Source organism: Methylocella tundrae (genome assembly GCF_038024855.1).
GTDB lineage: Bacteria > Pseudomonadota > Alphaproteobacteria > Rhizobiales > Beijerinckiaceae > Methylocapsa > Methylocapsa tundrae.
Window position 1 is genome coordinate 216,171 of sequence record NZ_CP139088.1, and the last position, 13,546, is coordinate 229,716.

The 13,546-nt window shown below is 61.8% G+C and carries 14 protein-coding genes; 9 read left to right on the forward strand and 5 right to left on the reverse strand.

Annotated features, from left to right (window positions below):
* Nucleotide 1: 1 nt before the first annotated feature.
* From SIN04_RS01935 to SIN04_RS01945, 3 genes are all read right to left on the reverse strand, one after another.
* Nucleotides 2-751, reverse strand: coding sequence for an electron transfer flavoprotein subunit beta/FixA family protein (locus tag SIN04_RS01935; protein WP_134492942.1), 750 nt, complete (start codon nt 749-751; stop codon nt 2-4).
* Nucleotides 748-894, reverse strand: a complete 147-nt coding sequence (locus tag SIN04_RS01940) for a hypothetical protein (protein WP_166796060.1) — start codon at nt 892-894, stop codon at nt 748-750. Before SIN04_RS01940 ends, SIN04_RS01935 begins: the two co-directional genes overlap by 4 nt.
* Nucleotides 895-998: 104 nt before the next feature.
* A complete protein-coding gene (locus SIN04_RS01945) occupies nt 999-1,514 on the reverse strand; it encodes a DUF4142 domain-containing protein (RefSeq protein ID WP_210234737.1) in 516 nt (171 codons plus the stop codon).
* A gap of 346 nt (nt 1,515-1,860) precedes the next feature.
* On the opposite strand from SIN04_RS01945, the gene SIN04_RS01950 reads away from it, so the two are divergent.
* Together SIN04_RS01950 and SIN04_RS01955 are read left to right on the forward strand one after the other, a co-directional pair.
* Complete coding sequence (locus tag SIN04_RS01950) at nt 1,861-2,502, forward strand: glutathione S-transferase family protein (protein ID WP_134492946.1); 642 nt, start codon at nt 1,861-1,863, stop codon at nt 2,500-2,502.
* A 211-nt stretch (nt 2,503-2,713) separates the two neighbouring features.
* The gene (locus tag SIN04_RS01955; protein WP_134492948.1) at nt 2,714-3,583 is read left to right on the forward strand and encodes a xanthine dehydrogenase; all 870 of its coding nucleotides are present in this window, start codon (nt 2,714-2,716) and stop codon (nt 3,581-3,583) included.
* 184 nt (nt 3,584-3,767) lie between these two features.
* On the opposite strand, the gene SIN04_RS01960 is transcribed toward SIN04_RS01955, so the two are convergent.
* Nucleotides 3,768-4,169, reverse strand: coding sequence for a group III truncated hemoglobin (locus SIN04_RS01960; RefSeq protein WP_134492950.1), 402 nt, complete (start codon nt 4,167-4,169; stop codon nt 3,768-3,770).
* Nucleotides 4,170-4,417: 248 nt separating this feature from the next.
* Between SIN04_RS01960 and SIN04_RS01965 the strand changes: the two genes are divergently transcribed.
* From SIN04_RS01965 to hemN, 5 genes are all read left to right on the forward strand, one after another.
* On the forward strand, nt 4,418-5,032 hold the full coding sequence (locus SIN04_RS01965; RefSeq protein WP_134492952.1) for a glutathione S-transferase family protein: 615 nt from the start codon (nt 4,418-4,420) through the stop codon (nt 5,030-5,032).
* A gap of 54 nt (nt 5,033-5,086) precedes the next feature.
* Complete coding sequence (locus SIN04_RS01970) at nt 5,087-6,706, forward strand: SagB/ThcOx family dehydrogenase (RefSeq protein ID WP_134492954.1); 1,620 nt, start codon at nt 5,087-5,089, stop codon at nt 6,704-6,706.
* Nucleotides 6,707-6,800: 94 nt separating this feature from the next.
* A complete protein-coding gene (locus tag SIN04_RS01975) occupies nt 6,801-7,058 on the forward strand; it encodes a type II toxin-antitoxin system Phd/YefM family antitoxin (RefSeq protein WP_134492956.1) in 258 nt (85 codons plus the stop codon).
* A 20-nt stretch (nt 7,059-7,078) separates the two neighbouring features.
* Nucleotides 7,079-7,468: a type II toxin-antitoxin system VapC family toxin gene (locus SIN04_RS01980; RefSeq protein WP_134492958.1), complete on the forward strand. Its 390-nt coding sequence runs from the start codon at nt 7,079-7,081 to the stop codon at nt 7,466-7,468.
* Nucleotides 7,469-7,686: 218 nt separating this feature from the next.
* On the forward strand, nt 7,687-9,036 hold the full coding sequence (gene hemN, locus SIN04_RS01985) for an oxygen-independent coproporphyrinogen III oxidase (RefSeq protein WP_134492960.1): 1,350 nt from the start codon (nt 7,687-7,689) through the stop codon (nt 9,034-9,036).
* Between the two features lie 66 nt (nt 9,037-9,102).
* On the opposite strand, the gene SIN04_RS01990 is transcribed toward hemN, so the two are convergent.
* The gene (locus SIN04_RS01990; protein ID WP_166796062.1) at nt 9,103-9,750 is read right to left on the reverse strand and encodes a TetR/AcrR family transcriptional regulator; all 648 of its coding nucleotides are present in this window, start codon (nt 9,748-9,750) and stop codon (nt 9,103-9,105) included.
* Between the two features lie 303 nt (nt 9,751-10,053).
* On the opposite strand from SIN04_RS01990, the gene SIN04_RS01995 reads away from it, so the two are divergent.
* On the forward strand, nt 10,054-11,190 hold the full coding sequence (locus SIN04_RS01995) for a thiolase family protein (protein ID WP_322847391.1): 1,137 nt from the start codon (nt 10,054-10,056) through the stop codon (nt 11,188-11,190).
* The gene (locus SIN04_RS02000) at nt 11,190-13,511 is read left to right on the forward strand and encodes a 3-hydroxyacyl-CoA dehydrogenase/enoyl-CoA hydratase family protein (RefSeq protein WP_322847392.1); all 2,322 of its coding nucleotides are present in this window, start codon (nt 11,190-11,192) and stop codon (nt 13,509-13,511) included. The genes SIN04_RS01995 and SIN04_RS02000 overlap by 1 nt, the downstream gene beginning before the upstream one ends.
* Nucleotides 13,512-13,546 lie beyond the last annotated feature (35 nt).

Below are 13,546 nucleotides of genomic sequence, written 5' to 3' on the forward strand. Positions count from 1 at the left end.
GTCAGATCACCTTCGCTTCGTTTTTCAATTTGTCGACGAGGGTTGCAACATCGGGCACTTTGACGCCAGCGTTGCGTTTCGGCGGCGCGTCGACGCGCAAGGTAATCAGGCGCGGCGCAATGTCGAGTCCAAGGTCAGCCGCGGGAATGATGTCGAGCGGTTTCTTCCTGGCCTTCATGATGTTGGGAAGGCTCGCATAGCGCGGCTCGTTGAGGCGTAGATCGGTGGTCACCACCGCCGGCAGCGCCAGCGATACGGTCTCAAGGCCGCCATCAATCTCGCGGGTCACTTCGGCGCGGCCGTCCTTCAGGACGAGCTTCGAGGCGAATGTGCCCTGCGGCCAGCCGAGCAACGCCGCGAGGGATTGGCCCGTCTGGTTGGAATCGTCGTCGATAGCCTGCTTGCCAAGGATCACCAGCTGCGGCGCTTCGCGCTCGACGAGCGCTTTCAAGATCTTCGCGACGGCGAGCGGCTGAACTTCATCGTCGGTCTGCACCAGAATGGCGCGGTCGGCGCCGATGGCGAGTGCTGACCGCAGGACTTCCTGCGCCTGAACCGGGCCGATCGAGACGGCGACAATTTCGGAGACGACGCCAGCCTCCTTCAGACGCACAGCCTCTTCGACGGCGATTTCGTCGAATGGATTGGCGGAGAATTTGACGTTGTTCGTCTCGACGCCGGAATTGTCGGCTTTTACGCGGACCCTGACATTATAGTCCACCACGCGCTTCACAGCCACAATGGCTTTCATCCTTTGAGTCCTTCCTCGTCTTTCTCGTCACCCTCCCAGAGGGGGGCGCGCCGCGGCCAGAGGTCTCCGATATCCTCTTTCGCGTCTAACAGGCTATAGCTTGTTTTGCCGTTGATCATCAATTCGAAGATCAAGACGCGCATGATGCGCGATCTGTCCGGAGCGTTGGTGAGGACGTTTTCGACGAAACCTTGCGGCTCTCTTTGAAAGCGGCGAGGGTTCGTCGGCGCCGCGGCGCGAGGGCGCGCTAAAGACTGGCAAGCACGGAAATCAGGTGCTTTACCTCAGGTAATTCGCGCGTCGCGATCGCCTGCAACCCCGGGTCGAGGCCGTTGCGGACATATAGCTCGTAGACGGACGCAAGATTCTGCAAAGCGTCTTTCTCAATTGAAACATACATCACATCAAAGTCGCGGCCCTGCAAACCCGACAGATGTTGCAGGAAATTCGCTTGTGAGGCCAACATGCGCGGAGGCTTGATCCGAATCGCCAGACGATTGCTCGACGATGTTTCGTCGGCCGCCCCGGCTCCGCCCGTACGGACCCAATGCATCAAGGAATTGCCGACAGACGTTTCGTCTTGGGCGACGTGTTCGGCGAAATCGCGGATTTTGTCATTTTTCGAATGAGCGATCGCCATACGACTCGCTTGATCGAGAAAATGGATGCTCGGGAATGCATCCCCGACGAACGCCGCTGACTGCTCGAGGCTCGATGGCAGGTCTCGCCCGGCGGCAACAGGCGGCGCATCGGGCGCAGCCACGGTCTGAGCCTTGAGAGGCGCGACAGCCGCCGCGATCAATACGCTTGCCGCAATGAGGCGTGTACGCGGACCTTTTGCGCTCATATCGCGACCGTGGCTTAAGGTTCCCCTTTGTAAACGGCTTGAGCGCCAGCGGGTTCCTTCACGAATTCGAAAAGAGCTTTCTCGGCTCCCCGGCGCCGGGCCGATCGTCAAAAGGCGGGGGCGCGGCGCCGCCTTCGCCTCTGCGTCGTCTCAGCCCCGATGCGCGCGCCAGCTTACGTGAACGGCGCCCGCTCCGGTTTTGCTCGACTCCAGCCGCTCCGGTTGATAAGCGCGATGGGGCGCAATCCGCTGAGAGGCGTCAATGATACTCTATTCGGAAGACAGCTCCCCTTTCTCCGCTCCGGTGCGGACCGCGATCTACGCGAAAGGGTTGAAAATCGACATCGAACCGCCACCGGGCGGTTTACTGTCGGCAAAGTTTCACGCCATCAATTCGTTCGGGACAATACCGTGCCTCATTCTCGAAAGCGGAACGCCGCTGCCGGAATCGGCGGCGATCATGGAATATCTGGAAGATAAGTTCCCGGAGCCGTCCCTTCGGCCGGGAGAACCGGAAGCGAAGGCGCGGGTCCGGTTGCTGCAACGCATCGGCGAGCTGCAGATCATGACGCCGCTCGTCGAACTCTGGCGCCACGCCGACCCGGCGAAGCGCGATCAAAGCGCGGCCTTATGGCTGACGCGCCTCATACGCGGACTATCGTCGCTGCAAAGCTATGTGGGCGCTGAGCGTTTTGCCGCTGGCTCGCAGTTGACGCTGGCCGACTGCGAACTCGCGCCCGCTCTCTTCATGCTTCCGAAGGTCGCCGCCGCCTATGGCAAGCCAGCGCTTCTCGAGGCTTACCCGCCGCTCGGCCGCTATGTCGAAAGCAGTGGCGGCCATCCCGCCATTCGTCGGGTCCTCGATGAAATGGCGCCGACGTGGGAGCTTCGCGACGCCGCTTGAGAAAGCGCCTTCCTCGCCATCGGTGCTATATTTCTAACAATACAGGATGGCGTCATCGTCGTCTTTGCGACAATTATGATTCAACGGCAGAATCTTCTCGAAGAAAACATCGCCAGATCGGTGTAACTTACCGTATTTATGGTGTCTTTACGACCACCTCGCCGTGGCTCGAAGTTTGCTCAGGGTGGATGCCCGAAGAGGAGGTTCGACCATGCGAGAGGCGCAGTTTGCATCCTTGTTCGCCACGGAGGCGCAATCGCTCGCCATTATTTTGGGAACGAATGAAATCGCGTCGGCGACGGCCGTGCGGCTGACGTGGGACGGTTACCTCGTCATTTTGAGCCATGATCCATACCCGCCCGTAATTCGCCGGGGGATGGCGTTCCATGACGCCCTCTTTGAGGATCGCGCGCAGGTCGATGGAATCACCGGGGAGCGGGCGGAGACGGTGATGGAGATCGTCGGCGCTCTGGCGAAACCCGGACATGTCGTCGTCACCCCGCTCGAGTTGACCGACCTCATCGCGCTGCGCACGCCGGATGTATTGATCGACGCCCGGATGCAGAAATACCGCGTCACTCCCGATCTTCGCGGCATTTCCCGGCTGACGATCGGTTTCGGACCGCATTTCGAGGTGGGCGTCAACTGTGATGTCGCTATTGAGACGCATCCAACCACAACGGGAAAATTGATCGAGACCGGACGTACCGCCGTGGCGGACGGCAGAGCGCGAGACCTTGGCGGCGTCGGCAAAGACCGCTTCGTTTATTCGGACCGTCACGGCCTATGGCGGACGCCCGTCGACATCGGCATGCGTGTCTTCAAAGGCTTGGTCATTGGAAATCATGACGGCGCTGCCGTTTGCGCTCCGATGGACGGTTTTTTGCGGGGCGTAGCCAGGGACGCGACCGTTGTGCCTCACGGCGTCAAACTGCTTGAGATAGATCCTCGCGGCCGCGCAGCGAGCTGGACGGGGTCCGACCAGAGGGGCCGCGCGATCGCCGAGGCTACAGCGAAAGCCATCCGCATCGGCGCTGCGCGCCAGAAGCTGCTCGACGCCGCCCAGCTGTCGCGAGGGTAAGGATAGCGCCCGACGCATGAGGTCGCGCGCCCTTCGTTTCGAGGGCGCGCGGGTCTTGACCGGCTATGCCGGAAACGGCCAATCGCACGGGACAAGCCGATTTGCCATCATGCGCGCGGCGATAACAGCCGCGGCCGGTTTGTTCGATTGTAGTGAACGCCAAGGACCTTCGCTGCAGGCGTTTTCACCCGGGATGACGCGCCGGCCTGCCGTTTTTGTCGACGAAAATGAAGATGCCAGCCTTGAAGCTCTCCGCCATGTGGCGCGCTTTCGCAATCGCCTTCGCTCCATATTCGGCTGGCAATGTCGCCTTCGCCGTTTCTTCGAAAAGCGCGAGCCATCGTTCGAAGTGCTCGAGTTCGACGGGCATTTTCATATGGAGCGGAAACGGCGATCCGCTATAGCGCTCCGTTTTCAAGAGCGCCTTCGACCAAAAGTCGGCGACGATCCGCAGGTGAACGTCCCAATCCTCGATGGCGCTGTTGAAGATGGGCCCGAGCAGCGAATCCTGGCGCGCCTCGCGGTAGAATTCGCGCACCAAATTGTTGATTGACTCTTCGACCTCGAGATTCGGCGTTTCCGTCATGACATCGTTCCTTGATGTTGTTACGCAGCCTCTATCGCGCACCTACATAGACAATGCGCGAAAGCCCGTCATCTCCTACATTGACGCAGAGGCGCCGACATGAATAAATCGAGAGAGGTTCTGCGCCGCACTTGAGCCATGCGGCCCTGATATTCTCCAGTCCCGCAAATCCCTGGCGCCGGAATTGCTCGACAACAGGCGATTTGTCCGCATTGCAATGCAGGCCCGCTCAACAAGGCACGGATTGAATGAAGTTCTACATGACGCCGGGGTCTTGCTCGACAGGCATCCACATTCTGCTCGAGGAGACCGGTCTGGCTTTCGAGGCTTACATCGTCAATCTTGTGAAAGGCGATCATCTGAAGCCCGAATATCTCGCGATCAATCCCAGTGGCACAATTCCGACATTGGTCCGTGACGATGGCGTGGTTCTGACGGATTCTGTCGCTATTGCGACATGGCTTGCCGAGGCCTATCCACGCCGGCAGTTGTTGCCGAACGACCCGCGAGCGGCGGAAGCCGCGATGGCGAGCTTGCGGTTTTACACGCAACATATCCACGGCGAGGGTTTTCGCCGCGTCTTTACGCCTGAGCGATACGCCTCGAAAAAAAATACGGTGGAGGCGGTGAAGGGAGAAGGACGCGAAATCGTCGCCAAGGCCTTCGAGGTGGTGAACGACGAACTGGCCGGCAAGGATTACGTCGCCGACGCATTCTCCATCGCCGACGCCGCTCTGTTCTACGTCGAGTTCTGGGCGGACAAGACGAAGATGGAGCTGCCGTCCAATTGCCTCGCCCACTATCGGCGCATGTTGACGCGGCCCGCAGTCCGGCAGGTTCTGGCGGAAGAAGGTTATCGCTAAGACAAGACGCGGCGGCGAGCGAGAGCAACTGGTTTTGACGCGGCGAGGATCTGAATGAATTCTCACACCGACGATAGAATGCCGGCGGACATTCGCGGCTACCATCAGCGCACCAAACATGCGCCGAACCGCTATGCCCTTGGGCCGTCGTTTCTCGATTGGACGTCGCAGCCATCGCCCTATCGTTTATTCGAAGGCTGCCGCCGTGTGTTGTTGCCGCTGCCCAGCGCAAAAGAGACCGCGCTGTTTCCGGGCTCCGCCGCCGAGCCGGCGCCGCTCGATCAAGACGCTCTTGGCCTGTTTCTGGAGCTCGCCTTCGGGCTCAGCGCATGGAAGAACTATGAAGGATCAACCTGGGCGCTGCGCAACAATCCCTCAAGCGGCAATCTGCATCCAACCGAGGCCTATCTCGTCATCGACAGTATGGCCGGCGTCGGCGATAAAGCCGCGCTCTATCACTATGCGCCGCTCGGCCATGAGCTGGAGGAACGGGCAATCTATGCCGGCGCCCGCGTCCTGCCGGCGCGCGGCTTCGCCCTTGCGCTCAGCTCGATCCCGTGGCGGGAGGCATGGAAATATGGCGAGCGCGCCTTCCGCTATTGTCAGCTCGACGCGGGACATGCGATTGGCTCCGTTGCGCAAGCCGCCGCGGCGCTCGGCTGGAGCGCCCGCCTCTTGCCGGAGCCTTCCGACGAAGATGTTGCAGCGCTCCTCGGCCTCACGCGGGCGGACGCGGCGCATCGCCGCGAGCCGGAGCATCCGGACCTTCTGCTTTGGGTCGCGACGGATGATGCGCCCATGCATCCTATCGATATGCGCCCATTGGTCGATGCGGCGCGCGTTTGGCGCGGGACCGCCAATCGGCTGAGTGAAGATCATGACGGATGGCCGCTGGTCGATCTCGCGGCGCAGTTTTGCCGCAAGCCGCGCATGATCGCGCAAGACCCGGCTCCATCGCATCAGAGCGCAACGCCGGCGCCGGATTTTGGCAAGATCGAGGTGGCCGAGGTCGTTCGCCGGCGCCGAAGCGCGCAACGCTTCGACGGGGAAGCGATTTTGCCGCGCGCCTCCTTTAGCGCGATGCTGGCCGCCTTGGCGCCGGGCGCCAAGCCGCTGCTTGCCGCTTTTCCCTGGCCCGCCGCCTTGACATTGCTTCTCTTCGTGCATCGTGTCGACGGCGTCGAGCCCGGATTATATGCGCTGGAGCGCAATCGGCAGGCCGCCGCGCGACTGCGAGCGGCTGCGCCCGCGTTCGACTGGGCGCCCGTCGATCTCGACGGATCGCCATTGTATCGCCTGCGCGGCGGCGCCGTCGAAAAGGAAGCAACGCGCCTTGCCTGCCTGCAGCCGATTTCGGGCAATGGCTGTTTCAGCCTCGCCATGGTCGCCGATTTCGACCATACTCTTCGTGAAGACGGCGCTTTTGGCTACCGGCGCCTTCACTGGGAAGCCGGACTTATCGGCCAATCGCTTTATCTGTGGGCGACGGCTGCCGGGCTCTCTGGAACCGGCATCGGTTGTTTCTTCGATGACGAGGTTCACGCCCTGCTCGGCCTGCCCGTCGCAGAAACGCAGTTTCAGGACCTCTATCATTTTACCGTCGGGGCGCCGATCGAAGATCCGCGCATTCTGACGCTTCCCGCCTATTCCGACGAAAGACGCGGGGACTTATAAGTATTTTTCTCAGAAAATCAGCGGCACGCTTATGCGGTCGTCCTCGCCCGGCAGAGGTTGACATGGACCAACGACTGGTCCATTTGATACAGCAATGAGGATTTCCGTAACCGAAGCCAAAGGGCAATTGACCGATCTTGTCCGCCGCGCCGAAGCGGGCGACGAAATCATCTTAACGCGCCACGGGCAGGCCGCCGTCCGCCTTGTGCCGGTCAAGGCAGTCCCCGAGGCAAAAGAGCGCAGGAAGCTTCTTGAAGCGATCCGCGCCAGCGGGGGCGCCAAGGCGAGTTCTGGACCGGGCGCGGCGCGCAGTCAGGACTTCCTCTACGGCGAGGACGGTCTGCCCGAATGATCGCGCGCGCCTGACCGTCCATGATCGCAATTGACACATCGGCGCTCATGGCGATCGTTCTCAACGAGGCTCAGTCCGACGCCTGCATCAGGGCGCTCGAAATCGAGCCGAAGGTTCTGATTTCGGCGGGAACGCTGGCGGAAGCCCTGATCGTCGCAGGCCGCCGTAACGTCGGCGAAGAAATGACAAGGCTCATAGATGGCCTCGGCTTCGAGGTCGTCACCGTAACCCCTGCTTCGGCGCGGCGGATAGCCGAGGCCTATGCGCGTTGGGGAAAGGGCGCGCATCCGGCGGGGCTGAACTTCGGCGATTGCTTCGCTTATGAAGCAGCCAGGGAAAATGCCTGCGCTTTATTGTTTGTCGGAAATGACTTCTCGCAAACCGACCTCGAAAGCGTCCTTTCAGCGTGACGCCGCGAGGACGCTTAGTTCCATTCAACCGGGAATTTACGTGGGCTTGCGGCTTTTCGTCCCCTTTGATCCTGGTCAATTTGCCCGGACGCGCCATATGCAATCCAGCAAAGCAGATCCATTACGCCAACGCCGCGCGAACGGCGTAATCGAGCTAAACGGGGCCAAGAAATCGCGGCCCTGATCAGGGTTGATTGCGCGATTTGAGAGACGCTTCGATGTCATCTGTCTTCGACAAATACGCGAAGCGCAGCGTGCCGCGCTATACGAGCTATCCGACCGCGCCCCATTTCAAAGCGGAGTTCTCCGAAGCGCTCTATCGCGAGTGGCTCGGCCGGCTCGACCCGAATGAGCCCATTTCGCTTTATCTGCATGTGCCGTTCTGCCAGCAGATGTGCTGGTATTGCGGCTGCAATATGAAGCTGTCGGCTCGCTACGCCCCGGTTTCCGCCTATGTCGAATGTTTGATCGCGGAGATCGATCTTGTCGCGGGCGCCTTGCCGGCGCGGATGCGGGTCGCACATGTTCACTTCGGCGGCGGCACGCCGACCGCCCTCGATCCCGGCGATCTCGCCGCGATTATGGGGCGCATCGCAGAGCGCTTTCAATTGGAGCCCGGCGCCGAACTGGCGATCGAGAGCGATCCGCGAACGCTGACCGATGCGATGATCGAGCGGATCGGCGCCCTTGGCTTCAACCGCGCGAGCTTTGGCGTGCAGGAATTCGACCCTAAAGTGCAGGCGGCGATCAACCGGATACAACCGCCTGAAATGGTCGCGCGGGCGACGGAAGGCCTGCGCGCGGCTGGCGTCAGGCGCATCAATTTCGATTTGATTTACGGATTGCCGCATCAAACCGCAACGGCGCTTCGCCAGACTGTCGAGCAGTGCGTCGCGATGAGGCCGGATCGTGTCGCCCTCTTCGGTTACGCTCACGTTCCGTGGATGGCCAAAAATCAGCGCATGATTCCAGAGGACGCCCTGCCCCAGAGCACGGAGCGCGCGGCTCAGGCGGAGGCCGCTGCGGCCGCGCTCGTTTCCGGCGGCTACGCGCGGATCGGCATCGACCATTTTGCGCTTGCCGGCGATCCGCTTGCGATCGCCGCCCGCGCCGGAGAGCTGCGGCGCAATTTCCAGGGCTATACGAGCGACGCCGCCCAAACGCTGATCGGCGTCGGCGCTACTTCCATCGGCCGAACGCCGAAGGGCTACGTCCAGAACGCCGCCGAGACGGGGGCCTGGTCACGCGCCGTTTCCGCGGGACGGCTGTCCGTCGCGCGCGGCCATTCTATGAGCGCGGAGGACGCGCTTCGCGCTCATGTGATCGAACGTATCATGTGCGATGGCGCAATTGATCTCTCAGCGGCCGGACGCGCCTTTGGGTTCGAGGAGGAGTGGTGGACTGTCGAGAAGACGATGCTCGCTGAACTGCAAGGCGATGGCGTGATCTCCCAGGAGAAGGACCGCTTGGCGCTCGCCCCGGATTCGATGCATTTCGCGCGCATCGTCGCCTCGGTTTTCGACGCTTATCTTCGCGCCGCCCCTGTTCGTCATTCCGTCGCGGTCTAGCGCGCCGCCGTCCGGGACCGCGCGGATGACGCGCAGGCGGCGTGAAGAGGGATAGCGAAGCGCGCTTCAGCCTGGCCGCTGGCCTACCGGGACCAGCCACGCATTCAACCCGCCCATCATGAATTTTGTCAAAAATTCGTGCAGATCTGGCGCGCTGATGGCCAGCGGCCGGCCGCCGTGAAAAACCGCTTCGGCGCCGGCGGCGATGATAATCGAAGACGCCAGCATCAGATCGTGTTGAGACAGGATCGAGGCGGGAATGAAGCGCCGGAGATCTTCTTCCAAATTCGCCGAAAGCCCGCGGATTGTTGTCGAACGATAGAGCTGCGCGCGTACGTTGTGCTGGTTGCGCTCGATGAAAGCCATGGCGCCGTCGATCGACTGCAGCAGATCGAGATAAGCCCGGTATGTCAGAAACAGAAGCTCTTCCGCATTCGTGGCTTCGGCCGCCGCCTGTCTGGTTTCAATCCGGATCTTCTCGAAGAGGTTTTGCGAAAGGACCTCGAAGATCGCTTCTTTGGTGCGGAAGTAATTATAGAATGTCCCCGGAGAAACGCCGCTCAGATTGACGATGTCGCGGACCGTCGCTGCGTCCATGCCGATCGAGCAGAACACGCGCCATGCGGCGGCCTGGATCGCGGCGCAGTTCTGCTCACGCGTGAGCTTTCTCTTCTCCGAGGCGCGATATTGCCGCGACGACGCTGTGTTCAGCATAGAACTGAACCCGTCTTTTGGAAATTCAGTCATCGAACAAAACATACTCTGATCGAGGATTGCTGCAACGGGAGATCAGCCCGCGAATGAACCAAACATCAATCGTGAAGCTCGGCTTAAACGTGTGATTATTGCCACCTTCTTAAAGCTGTTGCTGGGGTCACGGGCGGGAGCTATCCTGCCAAGGCGAACCTGCCTTCGGCCGCCAGCTTTTGAAGGGCGTCACACGCCCGACCATTCGCTTATGCGAGGATCATGGCCTAGTCTTGCCCTCAGGAACCATTACCGGGTGGAGTATTTTTGATGACCAAGGCAGTTGTCGCCGGATATGCGCGCTCGCCGTTCACGCTTGCGAAGAAGGGGGATTTAGCCTCCGTTCGGCCTGACGAACTGGCGGCGCAGGTGATTCGCGCGCTTGTCGCGAAATCCGGCGTTGCGGCGGGCGACATCGAGGATCTCCTGCTCGGCTGCGCCTTTCCAGAGGGCGAGCAGGGCCTCAATCTCGCGCGTCTTGTCAGTCTCCTGGCCGGTCTTCCGAACTCGCTCGGCGCCGCCACCATCAACCGCTTCTGCGGCTCCTCCATGAGTTCTGTGCATATCGCCGCCGGCGCCATCAAGATGGAGGCGGGCGAAGCCTTCATCGCCGCGGGCGTCGAAAGCATGAGCCGCGTGCCGATTATGGGCTTCAATCCCCTGCCACACCCAGACTTGGCCGCAGCCATGCCCGGCGCCTATATCAGCATGGGCGACACGGCCGAGAACGTCGCCGCCAAATGGCAAATCGGCCGCCGCGAACAGGAGGAGTTCTCCCTGCGTTCGCAGCAGCGCGCCGCGGCGGCGCGCGAGGCCGGCAGGTTCGCGGACGAGATCATACCGATCACAGGCAAGAAGGGCGCGGTGACGCAGGACGGCTGCATCCGCCCTGAAACCACGCTTGACGCCCTTGCAGCCCTCAAGCCTGCCTTCAGCGCCGAGGGCGTCGTGACCGCCGGCACCTCCTCGCCGCTGACGGACGGCGCGGCCGCCCTGCTGATCTGCTCGGAGGACTATGCAAAACGCCACGATTTCGAAATTCTCGCCGCGATCAGGTCTGTCGCCGTCTGCGGCTGCGCCCCCGAGATCATGGGGATAGGACCGGTCGGGGCCTCGCTGAAGGCGCTGGCCCGCGCCGGCCTCGACGTGAGCCAGCTTGACGTCGTCGAATTAAACGAGGCCTTCGCTTCGCAGTCGATCGCCTGTATCCGCGAGCTGAAGCTCTCGCCCGATCAGGTGAACATTGATGGCGGCGCCATCGCGCTCGGCCATCCGCTCGGCGCCACGGGCGCGCGCCTCGTCGGCAAGGCGGCTTTGCTCCTCAAGCGCGAGAAAGGCAAATATGCGCTGGCCACCCAGTGCATCGGCGGCGGCCAGGGCATCGCCACCATTCTCGAGGCGGTATAATGACGGAGATCAAAAAGGTCGCGGTCATCGGGGCCGGCGTGATGGGCGCGAGCATAGCCGCCCATGTCGCCAATGCGGGCGTCCCTGTCGTACTGTTGGACATCGTCGCAAAAGACAATCCAAACCGCAGCGCCATCGCCGAAGGCGCGTTGGAAAAGCTGCTCAAGGCCGATCCCGCGCCCTTCATGAGCAAGGCCGCAGCGAAATTCGTGACCACGGGCAACGTCGAGGATAATCTCGACCTCCTTGGCGATTGCGACTGGATCATCGAAGCGGTGATCGAGCGCCTCGACGTCAAGCAGGCGCTTTACGCGAGGATCGAAGCGGCGCGCAAGCCCGGCGGCGTGGTCTCGTCCAATACCTCGACGATCCCGCTCGCGACCCTTGTGGAAGGTCTGCCGGCGGGCTTCGCCGAGAGCTTCATCATCACCCATTTCTTCAATCCGCCGCGCTATATGCGGCTTTTGGAAGTGGTCGGCGGCGAGAAGTCGAAGCCCGAGGCTCTGGCGGCTGTATCGCGCTTTGCCGACGTCATGCTCGGCAAGAGCATTGTCCGCTGCAAGGACCGCCCCGGCTTCATCGCCAACCGGCTCGGCGTCTATTGGCTGCAGACGGCGGTGACGGAAGCTTTTCGATCCGGCCTCGACGTCGAGGAGGTCGACGCCATCATCGGAAGGCCTATGGGCATTCCGAAGACGGGCGTGTTCGGCCTGCTGGATCTTGTCGGCCTCGACTTGATGCCGCATATCACCGCGAGCCTCGCCGCAACATTGCCCAAGGATGATCCGTTCCATGCTGCGAATACGCCGGTTCCGCTGGTCGCAAAACTGATCGCCGAAGGCTATACCGGGCGCAAAGGCAAGGGCGGATTCTACCGGCTGAATCACGAAAAGGGGAAGCTGAAGGAGGCGATCGACCTCAAGACCGGCGAATTCCGAACGAGCCGCAAGCCCGAGGTGGAGGCGGTCACGGCAAGCGGAAAAGACCTTGTCCGCCTGCTCGAGCACGACAGCGCGCACGGCCGCTATGCCTGGCGCGTGCTTGGCCAGACGCTCGCCTATGCCGCGGCTCTGGTCGGCGACGCCGCCGACGAGATCGAGTCGATCGATGAAGCCATGCGGCTCGGCTATAATTGGAAGTTTGGTCCCTTCGAACTGATCGACCAGCTTGGCGGCGCATGGTTCACGGCCAAACTCGAAGCAGGCGGCTTTGCTGTTCCGGCCATGCTGGGCGTCGCCGATGGCCGCCCGTTCTACCGCGTCCATGAAGGGCGCCGGCAGGCGCTTGGCCTTGACGGCGTCTACCACGATGTTCCGCGCCCCGAAGGCGTGATCATGCTGGAGGACATAAAGCGCACCGCCAAGCCGGTCCTGCGGAACGGCTCTGCCGCGCTATGGGACATCGGCGATGGCGTCGCCTGCTTCGAGTTCACGACCAAGATGAATGCGATCGACCCTGATACTCTGGACCTTTTGATGCGGTCCGTGCATCAGGTCGCCAAGGATTATAAGGCGCTCGTCATCTATAATGAGGGCTCGAACTTCTCGGCCGGCGCCAATCTCGGACTCGCCCTGTTCGCCGCCAACATCGCCGCCTGGAGCGAGATCGAGAACCTTGTGGCCCAGGGCCAGACAGTCTACCGCATGCTGAAATATGCGCCCTTTCCGGTGGTTGGGGCGCCCTCCGGCCTGTCGCTCGGCGGCGGCTGCGAGATTTTGCTGAACTGCGACGCCGTGCAGGCGCATGCCGAGACCTATATGGGCCTCGTCGAGGTCGGCGTCGGCCTCATTCCCGGCTGGGGCGGCTGCAAGGAAATGCTCCAGCGCTGGTTTGCGCTCGGCCGCCTGCCGAAAGGCCCGATGCCGCCGATCTCCCGCGTTTTCGAGATCATCGGCATGGCGAGCGTCGCCAAATCAGCGGCCGAGGCGAAGGAGTTCTTGTACCTGAAGTCGACGGACGGCGTTACGATGAACCGGTATCGCCTGCTTGCCGACGCCAAGGCCAAAGCACTGAAGCTCGCCGCCGGCTACGCGCCCCCTGCCCCGCAAACTCTGAATCTTCCGGGCCGCAGCGCCAAGGCCGCGCTCAAAATGGCGGTGGAGAGCCTCGCCCGGCTCGGCAAGGCGACGCGACACGACGTTGTCATCTCCACCGCTTTGGCCGATGTGCTCTCCGGCGGCGACACCGATACGATGCTCCCGGCCGACGAAGACGCCATGCTGAAACTCGAGAGGGCAAATTTCATGCGCCTGATTCGCCATCCAGACACGCTCGCCCGGATCGAGCACATGCTGACGACCGGCAAGCCTTTGCGGAACTGAGATCATGCGTCAAAAGAGCGAGTAGGAAACGTCCA